Source organism: Caballeronia sp. INDeC2, assembly GCF_023631325.1.
Taxonomy (GTDB): Bacteria; Pseudomonadota; Gammaproteobacteria; order Burkholderiales; family Burkholderiaceae; genus Caballeronia.
In genome coordinates, this window is sequence record NZ_JALQDG010000042.1 from 190,645 (window position 1) to 205,243 (window position 14,599).

Genomic DNA, 14,599 nt, shown 5'->3' on the forward strand with positions numbered 1-14,599 from the left:
CGCTCAGCTCCCGGCCACCGTTTGCGGCGCCCACTGGATCGTGCGGAAATTGAGGAAGCCGCCGCCTTGTTGCGGCTGCCATTGCAGCGCCTTCTTCTTCGCATACACGTAGGTGAACTCGGAGATGAAGAACGCGGCGGCATCGTCATGCAGCTCGCGGCCGATCTTCTGAAACACTTCGCCGCGCTGCTTCGTATCGCTGACGCGGGAGACGTCGGCGAGCAGCGCATCGACTTTCGGGTTCGAATAATCGGACCAGCTTCCCTCAGATGCGAACGCGCCGCCGACCGGATGCACCGGGTCATACAGCGCGTTGGTGAACTGGCTCAGCGCGAGCGGGCCGGAGGTGTGCGTGTTGTTCAGGCGCTGGAACGTGGCATAGGTCAGGCGATTGAGCTTGACCTTCACGCCCACTTGTCCCCAGTACGCCGCGATCGCCTCCGCCACGCCTTGCGGCATGTCGCCCTGAATGTTGAGCGTGGTCTCGAAGCCCTTCGGGTAGCCCGCTTGCGCAAGCAGGGCGCGCGCCTTTGCGGGATCGTATGGATACGGCTTGATCGAGCGGTCCGCGCCGTACGGATAGTAGTTCGAGATCATCGTGCCGAGCGGCTCGCCCACGCCGTACAGCACGCTCTTGATGATCGCGTTGGTGTCGAGCGCGTAGCTGAGCGCCTGGCGCACCTGGACGTTGGAGAAGGGCGAGTTCTTGTCGGTGGTGTACACGCGCACATAGACCGGCGACGCGACGCGGCTTTCGATCACGTCTAGGCCGTTTTCTTTCTTGAGCCGCGCGTAATCCGAGAACGGCAGCGCGACCGACAGATCGACTTCGCCGCGCAGCACGGCGTTGACGCGGCTCGCCGGTTCCGTGATCGCGCGGAAGATCAGCGTCTTCACGTGCGGCTTCTCGCCCCAGTAATCGTCGAAGCGTTCGAGCACGAGCTCGCTGCCGCCCGGCGCGAGCGACTTGAACTTGTACGGCCCGAGCGAGACCGGCTTCTGCGCGAATGCATCGGGATTCGGCAGGCTCGCGAGATAGTCGGCCGGAATGATGTAGAGATAGCCCGCGACCTTGTTGGCGAACGCGCCGTCGGGCTGCTTCAGTTTGAAGACGACGGTGAGATCGTCGGGCGTTTCGACCGAATCGACCACCGGCGCAAAGAACGGACGGCGCGTGCTCTTGCTGCGCGGATCGAGCACATGTTCGAGCGATGCCTTCACGTCGCGCGAGCTGAGCGTCGCACCGTTATGGAACTTGACGTTGGGACGCAGCTTGTAGGTGAACACGCGCGCATCGGGCGAGACGGTCACGCTCGTCGCGAGGCGCGGCACGAGATTGCCCTTGAGATCGAAGCCGTAGAGCGTGTCGTAGATCTGCCAGCCGTAGCGCAGCGAATCGCCGCTCACGGCGACGAGACCGTCGAGGTTATAGAACTCCTTTTCGACGCCGATCACGACAGTATCGCGATCGACGGCAGGCGCGGCGCTCGCGGCGCGTGCCGGTTCGATGAAAGCGCCGGACAAGGCGGCGGCGAAAACCAGTCCGCGAAGGACTGACGAAAAGGTGCGCATAGGTTGGTCTGAGTGCCGGGCGAGGGAGCACCCTCGTCTAGTTAGGGAAGCCTGCTTATGAATTGGAGATGATGACGCGCGCGCGCCCGAATTCGAAACGAGCAAAACATATATCGATATCAAGGCCGCGCTCACGTCGATTCAAGCGCCAGTCATGAAGCACTTGCGTCGTCATGCTAAGCATCTAGACGGTGTGCGCATATCCAAAGTCGAAACGATCGATTCACTTCGTGCGTGCCGCTCGTTACGCTCTTGCGGATCGGGGCGGCCGCGCCTTTCCATTTCCTTAATCAACGCCATCTCTCATGTCCACACGCACGCAAACACTCGATGCAACCGGCATCGGGCAGCAGCATGACGATGCGGCGCCGAGTCCATCGGCCGCGCAGGGCAAGACCCGCGTCGCCGCACTTGCCGCGCTCGCCTGGTTCGGCGCCGCCGCGCTCACGCGATGGTGGCCCGCGCTCGACGACTGGCCTTACACGCGCGAACTGCTGATTCTCGAGCTCGTTCTGGGGCTCGCCTGCGCGCTGCTGTTCGCGGGCGGTCTGAGGCGCGCGCGGTTCGCTGCGCGCTGGCTCGACGCCACGCCCTGGCTGCTCGCGCTCGCGGTCGCCATCAGCGCATGGGAAGCGGCGACGGCGCAGCTCGAATGGCTGCCGCGGCCGTTCTTCGCGCCGCCCCAGGCGCTCATCGGCGTCTTTTTGGACGATACGCCGCGCCTCGCCGCGAGCGTCGGCCATTCGTTCGTGCTGCTCGCCTACGGCTATGCGATCGGCGCGCTGACGGGATTCGTCGCGGGCGTGTCGATCGGCTGGTCGCGCGCGGTCGGTTACTGGCTGCATCCGGTGTTGAGACTGATCGGGCCGCTGCCCGCCACCGCGTGGCTGCCGCTCGCGTTCTTCTTCTTTCCGTCGAGCTTCTCCGCGAGCGTCTTCCTGATCGCGCTGGCGACGGCGTTTCCCGTGGCCGTGCTCACGTGGTCAGGCGTCGCCGGCGTGAACAAGGCGTTCTACGACGTGGCGCGCACGCTCGGCGCGCGGCCGTCGTTCCTCATTCTGCGCGTGGCGATTCCGGCCGCGCTCCCTAACGTGTTCGTCGGCTTGTTCATGGGGCTGGGCGCGTCGTTCTCCGTGCTGATCGTCGCGGAAATGATGGGCGTGAAAGCCGGTCTCGGCTGGTATCTGCAATGGGCGCAGGGCTGGGCCGCCTACTCGAACATGTACGCCGCGCTGCTCGTCATGGCCATCATGTGCTCGGGGCTCATCACGCTGCTGTTCCGGCTGCGCGACCGCCTGCTCGGCTGGCAGAAGGGAGTTCTCAAATGGTGAGTACGCTGCGTGCGGCCGCGCCCGCGCTTCGGGAAGAAGGAGCGCGCATCGAAGTGAATCATGTCAGCCATGCGTTCGCGCTGAAAGGCGACAGGCTGCCGGTTCTCGACGACATCAGCCTGACGGTCGAGCCCGGCGAGTTCGTCGCGCTCCTCGGGCCGAGCGGATGCGGCAAGTCGACCCTGCTGCGGCTCGTCGCGGGCCTCGATGCGCCGTCGAAGGGCGCATTGCGCGCCGATGGCATGCCGATCGAAGGCCCCGATCCGTCGCGCGTCGTCGTGTTTCAGGACCCGACGCTGTTTCCCTGGCGCACGGTGCGCGAGAACGTCGGTCTCGGACCGCAGGCGCAAGGCGCGCTCAGGCCGAAGGAAGCGCGCCGTGAGGTGAACGCGCGCATCGACGCGGCGCTGGAATTGGTCGGCCTGTCGGCGTTCGCGGATGCCCATCCGCATCAACTGTCGGGCGGCATGGCGCAGCGCGCGGCGCTGGCTCGCGCGCTCGTCAACGATCCGCGTCTGCTCGTGCTCGACGAGCCGTTCGGCAAGCTCGATTCGCTCACGCGCATTCGCATGCAGGGCGAGCTCGTGCGGCTCTGGCAGCGCGCGAGTTTTTCCGTGCTGCTCGTCACGCACGACGTCGAAGAGGCGCTCTTCGTGGCGAATCGCGTGATCGTGTTGTCGGAGCGGCCGGCGCGCATCGTCTCCGAAGTGCGCAACGACCTGCCGTATCCGCGTCACCGCGACGATCCGAAGCTCGTCGCGCTGCGGCGCGAAGTGCTCGCGCGCCTCGGGCTCGCCGCATGAGCGCCGTCCGATGACCTATCGACAACAAAAAGGAAGTCTGCGATGAACCACAACGACGACACTTCGCTCGCCCATCCCGCGCGCCGCGCATGGCTCAGAAAGACCGCATGGAGCGCGGGCGGCATCGCGCTCGCGTCCGCGAGTTTCGGCCTGCCGGGCACGCGCGCCGCAGCCGACGAGGCGCTCAAGCCGCTCAAGCTCTCCTGGAACGCGGGCGGCATCTGCACCGCGCCGGTGCCGGTCGCGGTGAAGCAGGGCTTCTTTCGCAAGCACGGGCTGGACGTGGAGCTCATCAACTTCGCGGGCTCGACCGACCAGTTGCTCGAAGCCATCGCCACCGGCAAGTCGGATGCGGGCGTGGGCATGGCGCTGCGCTGGATCAAGCCGCTGGAGCAGGGCTTCGACGTGAAGCTGACAGCAGGCATCCACGGCGGCTGCATGCGGATACTGGCGACTAAGCAATCGGGCATCGTCGATCTGCAGGGGCTGAAGGGCCGCACCATCGGCGTGAGCGACATGGCGAGCCCGGCGAAGAATTTCTTCGCCATCACGTTCAAGAAGATCAACATCGATCCGGAGAACGACGTGCACTGGCGTCAGTATCCCGCGCCGCTGCTCGGCGAAGCGCTGAAGAAGGGCGAGGTGCAGGCGATCGCCGACGGCGATCCGACCATCTGGACGCTGCGCGAATCGGATCATCTGAACGAGGTATCGAACAATCTGTGCGGCGAGTATGCGAGCCGCGTGTGCTGCGTGCTGGGCGTGCGCGGCACGCTGGTGCGCAAGGATCGCGCGACCGCCCAGGCGTTGACGCAGGCGCTGCTCGAAGCCACCGAATGGACCGCCGATCATCCCGAGGAAGCCGCCGCCATCTTCGCGCCCAATGCGCCGAGCGCGAACGTCTCTCAACTCGCGGCGATGCTGAAAAGCCATACGCATCACCATCATCCGGTGGGCGACGCGTTCAGAAAGGAGATCGCGCTGTATGCCGACGATCTGAAGACGGTCGGCGTGATCAACGCGGGCACGGACTCGGGCCGCTTCGCCAATCGCGTGTTTTCCGACGTGCTCGCCTGATGCATCGCGACGTAATTGGAAAGCACGAATCATTCGTTTGCGACGAGGCGCGCGCCGCCAATACTCGATCGTTCGACACACTTCACCGGATGCCCCGTTCATGAGTCAATCGTCTGCTTTGCACGACCAGCACGCGCGCGAAACCTTGCGTCTCATCGGCCCCGACCCCGAGGACTGGGTCGTCGGACGGCCGGGCATCGATCACAACGTGCTGATCGTCGGCGGTGGACAAACGGGCGCGGCGTTCGCGTTCGCGCTGCGGCGCGCGGGTATCGGCAGGGTGAGCGTGATCGACGCCGCGCCCGATGAGACGCGCGCGGGCGTGTGGACCACCTATGCGCGGATGAACCGTCTGCGCACGCCGAAGATCCTTCCCGGGCCGGAAGCGGGTCTGCCCGGGCTGGGCTTCCAGGCGTGGCACGAGGCGCGTCACGGTACGGCATCGTATGCGGATATCGAACGCATCGGGCGCGCGCAATGGGCGGAGTATCTCGCGTGGTATCGGCAGTTTCTCGGCATCACGGTCCGCTATGGCACGACGCTCACGCTGATCGAGCCGGCCGGCGCGCACTTCCGGCTGCATCTGACGATCCGCACGGAGCGCGGCGTCGAGACACGCGTGGAAACCGCGCGCAAGATCATTCTCGGCAACGGCGTCGCGGGCAACGGCAGGCCGAACATCGTGCCGCCGCTCACGGCGCTGCCGTCGAGCCATCTCGCGCATACGTCGGAGGCGATCGACTTCGCCGCGCTCGCGGGCAAGTCCATTGCGGTGATCGGCGGCGCTGCCTCGGCTTTCGACGCGGCGGCGACCGCACTCGAAGCCGGTGCGCGCGATGTGCATCTGTTCGTGCGGCGCGCCGATCTGCCCTCGGTGCCGGTGAGCCGCGCGCGGGCCTATCCTGGCGCCTACGACAACTTTCCCGCGTTGCCCGACGCGGTGCGCTGGCGTCAGGCGCTGCGCTTCAGGCGCGCCGGCTCGACCGCGCCCGCCGATGCGGTCGAGCGCGCCGCGCGCTTCGCCAACTTCCATCTGCATCTGGGTGCGCCGTGGCATGAAGCGGCGCTCGCGCATGGCCGCGTCCAGGCTCGCGCAGCCGACGGCGGCTTCGAATTCGACTTCGTGATCGCGGGAACCGGCTACGCAGTCGATCTGCACGCGCGGCCCGAGCTTGCGCGCATCGCCGATCATGTGTTGCTCTGGCGCGATCGATATCAGCCCGCGCCGGACGAACGCGACGATGCGCTGGGCGCGCATCCTTATCTCGGCGACGCGCTCGAATATCTGGAGAAGGAGCCGGGCGCGGCGCCGTTTCTCGGGAACATCCATGTGTTCAACCCGGCGGGCTTCGTGAGCCGCGGCGTGCCGGTGGGCGACGTGCCGTGCATGAAGCGCGATATTCCGGCCGTCGTGCGCCGCATCAGCCGGGATCTCTTTCTCGAAGATATCGAAGCACATGAGGCCCGCATGAGCGCCGATGTGCCGGCGGATTTCGACGCGTCGATTTTCGAGCCGCGCGTATATCGCGAGCGGGATGTCGAATCGGCGGGATGAGCGCGCGTCAGGGTTGTAGTGCGGTACGAATTCGAGTGACCGCTTCCAACGCGCTCGAAGGTCTCTGTAGGCACGCACTGCTTGCAGCGAAACCGGCGCGCGGCGCGGGCTATCCCGCATCACCGCGAGATCGGTCACGGTCTCCGACGTACAGGGCACACGCTCGCAGGCTTCGAACAGACCGCGAGCGGTGGAGTCGGGCAGACGCGAGAGGATGGCGCGGCCCGTCGCCGTGCAATGAACCGGCAATCGCATGCTGATCGGCATGTTGACGAACTCGCGATGCGTCGGAAAGCGCGCGATCCGACACAAATCGCATGCCAGGGCGCGGGGCTCCTCCCAGATGCTCGGCATCGGCAGCATCATTCTTGTTCGACTCGACGAACGGTCGCACGATAGCGCGCCACCAGCCGCTCGATGTGGCGTCCCGTCAGCCTAGGCGGCTCAGCCGCGCGTCCTGGCTGTGAACCCGTTTGGACTTACGCCTCAATGACCGTCAGTCTCTCCCATTCGCGCATGGTCAAGCTCACAGGTGGGTTCGGTGACATGGCGGACTCCCGCTGACGAACAGTCGCCAGCTTGCCACCGGTTAAAAACCCGACATCTGTAAATAGCCAGAACACGACATTAGGATAAAGCCGCAACATGCCAAAACTTCGCTAATTTGTATTATGTCCAATTAAATCGCCACTAAGGGGCCGTGAAGCGCAATCGAAACGGACCTATATCTGATCATCGTTTCCGGTGTGAATCACTACCCGCAAGATAAAGAGAGCGCTGTGCTTGGCATCTCAGAAGAGATTCGCTCAAATCGAATTGCCGCTGTCGGGGTTAAGTCGGACGCAGTTAATGAAGTCGTAGTTCTTTTCGAGACAGGCGCTGCCTTTAATGTGGACGAACTCGGGGCCGCCATCACAGCAGCGGTCCCGTCCATCTGCCGGATCTCACGTAACTCACCACGAGCCGCAAGATTCGACGTCAGGCGAACGCTCTTTTTGAGGAAGCGCGGTCACGGTCGACTCCGCTTACTCTGCGAAATTGACCGTGAGGGTGCGGAAGTTGACAGCCGATCGCCCCGTCTGGCGCGCCCGGAATTGCCTGGCTTCGCCGGCAGAGTTTTGCCTTGGGGCCAAGCACAAAATGAAGGCGCACTGGTGTTTTCGTTCGACTCGACGCATGGCAGAAGGCAAGTGCCCGGCAACGCATCCACGAAGCGATGCTGGCCGAATTGCGCCGACGTGGCCAGCTCGAGGACAGGCGCAAGTTCGGCAGCAAGCATCACCTTATTGCCCCAACGCGACGAATGATTGCATGCCATCAACGCTGTACCGCCGTCTTGCGCGCGCCTGATGAAGCGGCCCAATCGACCCCGTCGAACGCCGCCTCCAAAAACTCGACGCACGCTTTCACCCGCGCCGACGTCGCGAGCCGCGAGGGATACACCGCCCAAACGTCGGCGGCTTGCGTCACGTCCGGCAATACCTGAACCAGGCGACCATCATCGAGATAAGGACGCACGTTCCAGATCGAGCGCAGCACGATGCCTCGCCCGGCCTGCGCCCATTGCACCGCCGCTTCGCCGTCGTTGGACGCCAGAGCGCCGCTTACCCTGACGCACGCGTGCTCGCCGTCGACGACGAAACGCCACATGCCGAACGGATGATCGCGCTCCTTGATGCAAAGGCATTCGTGTGTCTGCAACTCGGCGACACTCTGCGGTACGCCACGCGCGCGCAGATACGCCGGCGATGCGCACAGAATGCGGTGATTGGTGGCGAGACGCCTCGCGATCAGGTGCGGCGCGATAGCGTCGCCGACGCGGATATCGAGGTCGTAGCCTTCGGCCGCGACATCGACGATGCGATCGAACAAGTCGAGCCGCACGTTCAGTCCCGGATGGCTTTCTACGAAGCGCGCCAGCAAGGGCGCGACCACTTGCCGCCCGAAGCCGAAGCTGCTGGAGATGCGCACCATGCCGCGCGGGGCATGCCTGACGCCGGACACATCGTCCACCAGCTGATCCACGTCGTCGAGCAACTGCTGAGCGCGCCGGTAGAGCCGCTCGCCGGCTTCGGTCAGCGCGACGCGCCGCGTCGAACGGAACAAAAGCGGCGCATCCAGCGCACTCTCGAGAAGCTGGATGCGTTTGCTCACGTACGCCGGTGAAACAGCCAGGAAATCGGCGGCCGCCGAAAAGCTGGCCTTTTGCGCCACGACATGAAACACCCGCAGATCGTTCAGATCGAACTGCCGATTCAATCGAGTCCACCTTCGCAGACGTATTTGACCGACAGATAATCGTCGAGCCCGTAGCGCGACCCTTCGCGACCGTAACCCGACTCCTTCACCCCGCCGAACGGCGCCGCCTCGCTCGATACCGCGCCTTCGTTCGCGCCGATCACGCCCGCCTCGAGTTGCGCGGACACACGATGAATACGTCGCGCGTCGCGCGTGTAGAAGTACGCGGCGAGGCCGTACGGCGTGTCGTTGGCCGCGCGGATCACGTCTTCCTCCCGCTCGAAGCGGAACAGCGGCACGACGGGTCCGAAAGTCTCCTCACAGCACACGGCCATGCGGTCGTTCGCATCGAGGAGGACGGTCGGCGCGTAATAGTTCGGCCCGAGGGCGTCGAGCCGGCGGCCGCCGGTCAGCACGCGCGCGCCGTGCGACAGGGCATCGTCGACATGGCGCGCGATCTTGTCGACGGCGCGCGCATTGATCATCGGACCGATCTGCGCGGCTTCGTCCGTGGCGGGCCCGACCTTCAGCGCCTCGACGCGCTCGCCGAGTTTGCGCGCGAACGCATCGTAGACGCCCGCCTGAACGTAGACGCGGTTCGGGCATACGCACGTCTGGCCGCCGTTACGGAATTTCGAAGCCATGAGCCCCGTGATGGCCGCATCGACGTCGGCGTCGTCGAACACGATGAACGGCGCGTTGCCGCCGAGTTCGAGCGACAGCTTCTTCAACGTGTCCGCCGACGCGCGCGCGAGATGTTTGCCGACCGCCGTCGAGCCGGTGAAGGTGATCTTGCGCACGCGCGCGTCGGCGAGCCAGTCGGCGACCGCCGACACGCCCCGCTCGCGCGACGCGGTTATCATGTTGAGCACTCCGTCGGGCAAACCGGCTTCTTGCGCAAGCCGCGCGAGGGCGAGCGCAGTGAGCGGCGTGTCCTCGGCGGGCTTCGCGACCACCGTGCAGCCGACCGCCAGCGCGGGCGCGATCTTGCGCGCGATCATCGCCAGCGGGAAATTCCACGGCGTAATGGCCGCCACGATGCCGATCGGCTCCTTCACCGCGATCATGCGCTTGCCTCGCTGCTGCTCCGGAATGAGGTCGCCGTACACGCGCGGCGCTTCCTCCGCGAACCATTCCACATAGGACGCGCCATAGCGCACCTCGCCGCGCGCCTCGGCCAGCGGCTTGCCCTGCTCGGTCGACATGATGCGCGCGAGATCTTCCAGATTCGCGAGGATCAGGCCGTGCCAGCGGCGCAGAAAGGCGGCGCGCTCGCGCGGCAGCGTGCCGCGCCAGCCGGGCAACGCGCGCGCCGCGGCGTCGGTGGCGGCGCGTGCATCGGCGAGCGAGCTGTCGGCGGCCTCGGCGAAGCACTCGCCGTTGGCCGGATTCGTCACCGGATAGCGTGCGCCTTCGGCCGCGCCGGTCCATCGTCCATCGATCAGATTGCCCGTGCAGACGAGCTCCGGTCGCGTCAGTTCGAGAAACATGCGGGATTCCTTGATATAAGAGCGGCGCGCGCGTTCAGTCGCCGCGCGCGAAGATAGTGCCGATGTCGTGCATCGCGTCGATCTGGCCGTCGGCATAGCCGATCTCGCGAAGCACTTCGCGGGTATGCTGGCCGAGCAACGGCGCGGCGCGGCCCGATTGCGACGCATTGCCGCCCGAGAAGCGGATCGGCAGGCCCAGCCCCTTCACGTCGCCCGCGAGCGGATGGTGCGATTCGACCACCATGCCGCGCGCCTGGGCCTGCGGATGCTCCAGCGCCTGCGCGACGTCGAGCACCGGGCCTGCGGGCAGGCCGACTTCGTCGAACGCGCGGATCCATTCGTCCGTCGTGCGCGTGACGAGGCGTTCGGTCAAGAGACGCACGAGTTCGTCGCGATTGGCCATGCGCCCGGCGTTGTCGGCGAAGCGGGCATCGGCGGCGAGCTGCGGCATGTCGAGCACCGACAGCAGGCGCTCGTAGTTGCTCTGATTCGCCGCGCCGATATTGATCCATCCGTCCTTCGACGCGAACACCTGATACGGCGCGCTCGTCGAGTTGGCCGAGCCCATCTTCTTCGGCAGCGTGCCCTGCGCGAACCAGCTCGCGGCGGGCCAGTACATCTGCTGCAGCGCGGCCTCGAACAGCGATGTATCGACGATCTGCCCTTCCCCCGTCTTGAGCTTGTGCGTGTATGCCGCCGAGATGCCGAGCGCCGCCAGGATGCCCGCGTTGATATCGGCGACCGGCGAGCCGGCCTTGACGGGCGGGCGGCCTTCCTCGCCGGTCAGGCTCATCATGCCGCTCATGCCCTGCGCGATCAGGTCGAAGCCGCCCTTGCTCGCCCACGGCCCGGTACGGCCGAAGCCGGAAATGCAGCAATAGATGAGGCCCGGATTCAGTTCCTTCAGCGTCTCGTAGCCGAGGCCGAACTTCTCCATCGTGCCTTCGCGATAGTTTTCCGTGACGACGTCGGCGCTTTGCAGCAGCTTGCGCAGCACCTCGCGCGCGCCTTCGGTCTTGAGGTTCAGGCCGATGCCCCGCTTGTTGCGGTTGACGATCATGAACGACGCCGATTCGCCGTTGTCGAGCATCGGCGAGAAGCGGCGCGAATCGTCCCCGTGCGGAATCTTCTCCACTTTGATGACTTCCGCGCCCATGTCGGCGAGCATCATCCCGCACACCGGGCCCGACATGATGTGCGCCAGCTCGATCACGCGCATTCCGCTCAAAGGTCCTGCCATGTCTCTCTCCTTGTCAGTCGATTCGATGTTTCAGGCCGCGCGACGATCGACGCCGCCCGCGGCGAGTCTGCGTTCGCGTGTGACGACGAGCACCAGCGCCGCGCCGAACGCGAGCGTCGCGCCGACGACGATCAGCGCCACGTCGGTGCGCCCCGTTACGGTGTTCAGATAGCCGATGAGATACGGCGCGATGAAGCCGGCCAGATTAGCGATCGCGTTGATGAGCGCGATGCCCGCGGCAGCCGTGACGCCCGTCAGGAGCGCCGTCGGCAAGCCCCAGAACAGCGCGGGAATCGAGTACACGCCCATGTTGGCGACACAGAGCGCGAACACGCCGAGCGCCGGCTGGCGCTGCCAGACCACGCACAGCGCGAAGCCCACGGCCGCCGTGACGTACGCGATCGTCAGGTGCCAGCGCAGGTCGTTGCGGCGGCTCGAACTCAGGCCCATCAGCACCATCGCGACGATCGCGCAGGCGCTCGGGATCGCCGTCAGCAGGCCGATGCTCAGCGCGTCCTTCACGCCCATGCGCTGCACCAGCGTCGGCATCCAGAAGCTGATCGCGTAGAGGCCCATCGTGAAGCCGAAGTAGATGGCGATCAGCGCCCACATACGGCCGCTCGCGAGCAGCGCGCCGAAGCCGGTTTCGAGCTTGTGCCGGTTCTCGCTGGCGAGCACGCCCTGCAGATGACGCTTTTCGTCATCCGAGAGCCACGTCGCCTTGGCGATGCTGTCGTTCATACGGAACCAGATGTACATGCCTAGCAGTACGGTCGGAATGCCTTCGCAAAGAATCAGCCATTGCCACCCGCGCAGTCCGCCGACATCGCTCATGTAATGCAGGATCGCGCCCGACACGAGGCTGCCGAACAGCCCCGAGGACGCGAGCGCCACGTAGAACACGCCCCACGCCCGGCTGCGCCGCGCGCCCGGGTACCACTGGCTCATGTAGTAGATCGCGCCCGGAATGAAGCCCGCTTCGGCGAGGCCGAGCAGAAAGCGCATGACGTAGAACTGCATCGGCGTCTTGACGAAGATCGTCGCGCACGAGAGCAGGCCCCACGTCAGCATGATGCGCGAGATCCAGCGCCGCGCGCCCACCTTGTGCAGGATGATGTTGCTCGGCACTTCCAGGAGGAAGTAGCCGACGAAAAAGATGCCCGCGCCGAAGCCATAGACCGCGTCGCTGAAATGCAGGTCGCTCGCCATCTGCAGCTTGGCGAAGCCCACGTTCACCCGGTTCACATAGGAAAAGAAAAACGCCAGCATCAGCACCGGGAGAATCCGCATGGATATCTTCCGGAAGAGCCGGTTTTCGTCGATTGGCTGCATGTTCGTCTCCTGATCCATCGTTATGGTCATGTGTTCGGGCGGGTTCGGTTCATGCCGCGTTCACCCGATAAACGCGCCGGCACGTTCCGGCGAACAACGCGCGCAGTTGCGTTTCGTCTGCGTCGGGCAAGGCGCCGGTGACATCGGCGATCATCTGCGCGAAGCTCGCCGAGAGACTCCCGACCGGCAGGTTGCTCGCGAACATCGAACGCTCGTAACCGAACAGGTCGACCGCCTCGCGCACCACGCGCCGGTTGCTTGCGCTGTCCCACACACCGCCCTTCAGGCCCAGTTCCGAGACCTTGAGGTGCACGTTCGGGCAATCGGCTAGGGCCTTCATGCCGCGTCGCCATACTGCCAGCCCCGTGTCCGAGCGATCCAGCGGCAGGCCGAGATGGTTCAGCACGACGGTCGTGTCCGGAATGCCGCGCACCACTTGCGCGGCTTCTTCGAGATGCCAGTACGGCACGCGCAGATCCCACGACAATCCGAAGCGCGCCAGCAGCGCAAGGCCGCTCAACCACTTGTCGTCCTGCATCGTGCCCGGCTCGCCACGCACGCTCGACGACGCGTCTGGCGCGGTGACCGGCTTCGAGCGCACGCCGCGCACGAGCGGATGGCCGGCGTGCGCCGCCAGCACTTGCGCGCAGTCGTCCTGCGTGAAGTAGACGTGCGCGACCGCCGCGCACGGCAGGCCTTCGCTTGCCTGCAGGCGCGCGAGAAAATCGTTCTCCCGCGTCTGCTCGCTGCGGGCGCGCTCCGCTTCCATGTGCACGGTGCCGATCACGTCGAAGCCAGCCGTCGCCGCGCGATAGTCGTGAGGCAGGAAGTTTCGGCAGATCGCGCGGTAATCGCCGAGAAAAAAGCTCGGGTTGTACGCATCGGTCAGCCACGGATAGCGCCCGTCGGACAGATCGAAGAAATGATGATGCGCATCGAGGATCGGCAGATCGAAACCGAGCGCATTGCGCGGCGCATCCTCGGTCCGCATCACGCAGCCTGCTCGACGTCGCCGGCCAGGAGCGCGATCAGTTCCGGCACCGGCGTCTGTTCGCCGCCCTCGGTCACGGCCTGCTGATAGATCTCGCGCACCGCGCTCGCAGCCGTGTGCGCCGCACCGACTTCGCCCGTCATCGCAACGTAGTAGCTCATGTCCTTGAGCGCGTTCGACATCGAGAAGCGGAACCCCGAACTGTCGGCCGACTCGATGAACGGGCGCAGCCGCTTGAATACGACGCCGTCGCCGCCGCCCGCTGCGAGCACGCTGACGAGCACTTGCGGATCGACGCCCGCGCGGCTCGCGCATGCGGCGGCTTCCGCCAGCACGGCCGAGAATCCCAGCGATACGAAGTTGTGCAGCAGCTTCAGCCGATGCCCCGACGAGGCCTCGCCCGCATGGACGATGTTTTCCGCAAAGCTCTGCAAGAGCGGCAGGCATTCGTCGAAGACCGCGCGTCCGCCGCCGACGATCAGGTTGATGCGGCCTTCGGCGGCTTCTTTCGGCGTGCGCGTCATCGGCGCGTCGAGGAAGCGCGCGCCCGCGCGCTGCACCGCGTCGGCGATGCGCAGCGTAGAGGCGGGAATGGCCGTCGAACAGTCGATGACGATCGTGCCGGGGCGCAACGCTTCGAGCACGCCGCGCTCGAACAGCACGTCTTCCACCTGCGGCGTGCCCGTCACGCACAGGATCAGCACGTCCACCGAGGCGGCCAGCGCCTCGATGTCCGCCGTGCTGGTCGCACCGGCGGCGTACAGCGCATCCAGCGGCTGGTTGCCCGGATGTTCCAGCAGACTCAGCGCGTAGCCGTGTTTGCGGATGTTGCTTGCGATACCGTGTCCCATCATGCCTACCCCGATCACGCCAATCTTCTGCATGCCATCTCCTTCGTTCGAGTTTATCTATGCATGTGAGCCGGCCGCTTCGGCTATCGTTCGGAGCCGGCCGTCTCGCGCAGGTTGTA

General features: G+C 65.5%; 11 protein-coding genes and 2 pseudogenes. 4 read left to right on the forward strand and 9 right to left on the reverse strand.

What is annotated here, in order from left to right:
- Positions 1-3 precede the first annotated feature (3 nt).
- On the reverse strand, positions 4-1,524 hold the full coding sequence (locus NCS28_RS28090; RefSeq protein WP_250517047.1) for an ABC transporter substrate-binding protein: 1,521 nt from the start codon (positions 1,522-1,524) through the stop codon (positions 4-6).
- Between the two features lie 353 nt (positions 1,525-1,877).
- Here NCS28_RS28090 and NCS28_RS28095 point away from each other — a divergent pair, with 353 nt between their 5' ends.
- The 4 genes from NCS28_RS28095 to NCS28_RS28110 all read left to right on the forward strand — a co-directional run bounded on the left by NCS28_RS28095 (position 1,878) and on the right by NCS28_RS28110 (position 6,338).
- Complete coding sequence (locus NCS28_RS28095; RefSeq protein ID WP_250517048.1) at positions 1,878-2,903, forward strand: ABC transporter permease; 1,026 nt, start codon at positions 1,878-1,880, stop codon at positions 2,901-2,903.
- Positions 2,897-3,706 (forward strand): ABC transporter ATP-binding protein, encoded by an 810-nt coding sequence (locus NCS28_RS28100; RefSeq protein ID WP_250517049.1) that lies wholly within the window; start codon positions 2,897-2,899, stop codon positions 3,704-3,706. Before NCS28_RS28095 ends, NCS28_RS28100 begins: the two co-directional genes overlap by 7 nt.
- Positions 3,707-3,748: 42 nt before the next feature.
- Positions 3,749-4,783 carry an ABC transporter substrate-binding protein gene (locus tag NCS28_RS28105; protein ID WP_250517050.1) on the forward strand — a complete coding sequence of 345 codons (1,035 nt, stop codon included), beginning with the start codon at positions 3,749-3,751 and terminating at the stop codon, positions 4,781-4,783.
- A gap of 100 nt (positions 4,784-4,883) precedes the next feature.
- Positions 4,884-6,338, forward strand: a complete 1,455-nt coding sequence (locus tag NCS28_RS28110; RefSeq protein ID WP_250517051.1) for an NAD(P)-binding domain-containing protein — start codon at positions 4,884-4,886, stop codon at positions 6,336-6,338.
- A 126-nt stretch (positions 6,339-6,464) separates the two neighbouring features.
- On the opposite strand, the pseudogene NCS28_RS33270 reads toward NCS28_RS28110, so the two are convergent.
- From NCS28_RS33270 to NCS28_RS28145, 8 genes and pseudogenes are all read right to left on the reverse strand, one after another.
- Positions 6,465-6,605 (reverse strand): annotated as a pseudogene (locus NCS28_RS33270) (IclR family transcriptional regulator domain-containing protein); the annotation flags it as partial.
- A 4-nt stretch (positions 6,606-6,609) separates the two neighbouring features.
- A pseudogene (locus NCS28_RS33565) lies at positions 6,610-6,732 on the reverse strand (IS110 family transposase); the annotation flags it as partial.
- A 923-nt stretch (positions 6,733-7,655) separates the two neighbouring features.
- Complete coding sequence (locus tag NCS28_RS28120; protein ID WP_250517052.1) at positions 7,656-8,597, reverse strand: LysR family transcriptional regulator; 942 nt, start codon at positions 8,595-8,597, stop codon at positions 7,656-7,658.
- Positions 8,594-10,066, reverse strand: a complete 1,473-nt coding sequence (locus tag NCS28_RS28125) for an NAD-dependent succinate-semialdehyde dehydrogenase (protein ID WP_250517053.1) — start codon at positions 10,064-10,066, stop codon at positions 8,594-8,596. The genes NCS28_RS28120 and NCS28_RS28125 overlap by 4 nt, the downstream gene beginning before the upstream one ends.
- 34 nt (positions 10,067-10,100) lie before the next feature.
- On the reverse strand, positions 10,101-11,306 hold the full coding sequence (locus NCS28_RS28130) for a CaiB/BaiF CoA transferase family protein (protein ID WP_250517054.1): 1,206 nt from the start codon (positions 11,304-11,306) through the stop codon (positions 10,101-10,103).
- 30 nt (positions 11,307-11,336) lie between these two features.
- A complete protein-coding gene (locus tag NCS28_RS28135; protein WP_250517055.1) occupies positions 11,337-12,638 on the reverse strand; it encodes an MFS transporter in 1,302 nt (433 codons plus the stop codon).
- 49 nt (positions 12,639-12,687) lie between these two features.
- On the reverse strand, positions 12,688-13,629 hold the full coding sequence (locus NCS28_RS28140; RefSeq protein WP_250517242.1) for an amidohydrolase family protein: 942 nt from the start codon (positions 13,627-13,629) through the stop codon (positions 12,688-12,690).
- A complete protein-coding gene (locus NCS28_RS28145) occupies positions 13,629-14,513 on the reverse strand; it encodes an NAD(P)-dependent oxidoreductase (protein WP_250517056.1) in 885 nt (294 codons plus the stop codon). The genes NCS28_RS28140 and NCS28_RS28145 overlap by 1 nt, the downstream gene beginning before the upstream one ends.
- Between the last annotated feature and the right edge of the window lie 86 nt (positions 14,514-14,599).

Excerpts from the sequence above, each read along its gene's own strand:
- NCS28_RS28145 (WP_250517056.1), bottom strand. The coding sequence starts at position 14,513 with ATGCAGAAGATTGGCGTGATCGGGGTAGGCATGATGGGACACGGTATC.
- NCS28_RS28130 (WP_250517054.1), bottom strand. The coding sequence starts at position 11,306 with ATGGCAGGACCTTTGAGCGGAATGCGCGTGATCGAGCTGGCGCACATC.
- NCS28_RS28125 (WP_250517053.1), bottom strand. The coding sequence starts at position 10,066 with ATGTTTCTCGAACTGACGCGACCGGAGCTCGTCTGCACGGGCAATCTG.
- NCS28_RS28110 (WP_250517051.1), top strand. The coding sequence starts at position 4,884 with ATGAGTCAATCGTCTGCTTTGCACGACCAGCACGCGCGCGAAACCTTG.
- NCS28_RS28095 (WP_250517048.1), top strand. The coding sequence starts at position 1,878 with ATGTCCACACGCACGCAAACACTCGATGCAACCGGCATCGGGCAGCAG.
- NCS28_RS28140 (WP_250517242.1), bottom strand. The coding sequence starts at position 13,629 with ATGCGGACCGAGGATGCGCCGCGCAATGCGCTCGGTTTCGATCTGCCG.
- NCS28_RS28100 (WP_250517049.1), top strand. The coding sequence starts at position 2,897 with ATGGTGAGTACGCTGCGTGCGGCCGCGCCCGCGCTTCGGGAAGAAGGA.
- NCS28_RS28105 (WP_250517050.1), top strand. The coding sequence starts at position 3,749 with ATGAACCACAACGACGACACTTCGCTCGCCCATCCCGCGCGCCGCGCA.
- NCS28_RS28135 (WP_250517055.1), bottom strand. The coding sequence starts at position 12,638 with ATGCAGCCAATCGACGAAAACCGGCTCTTCCGGAAGATATCCATGCGG.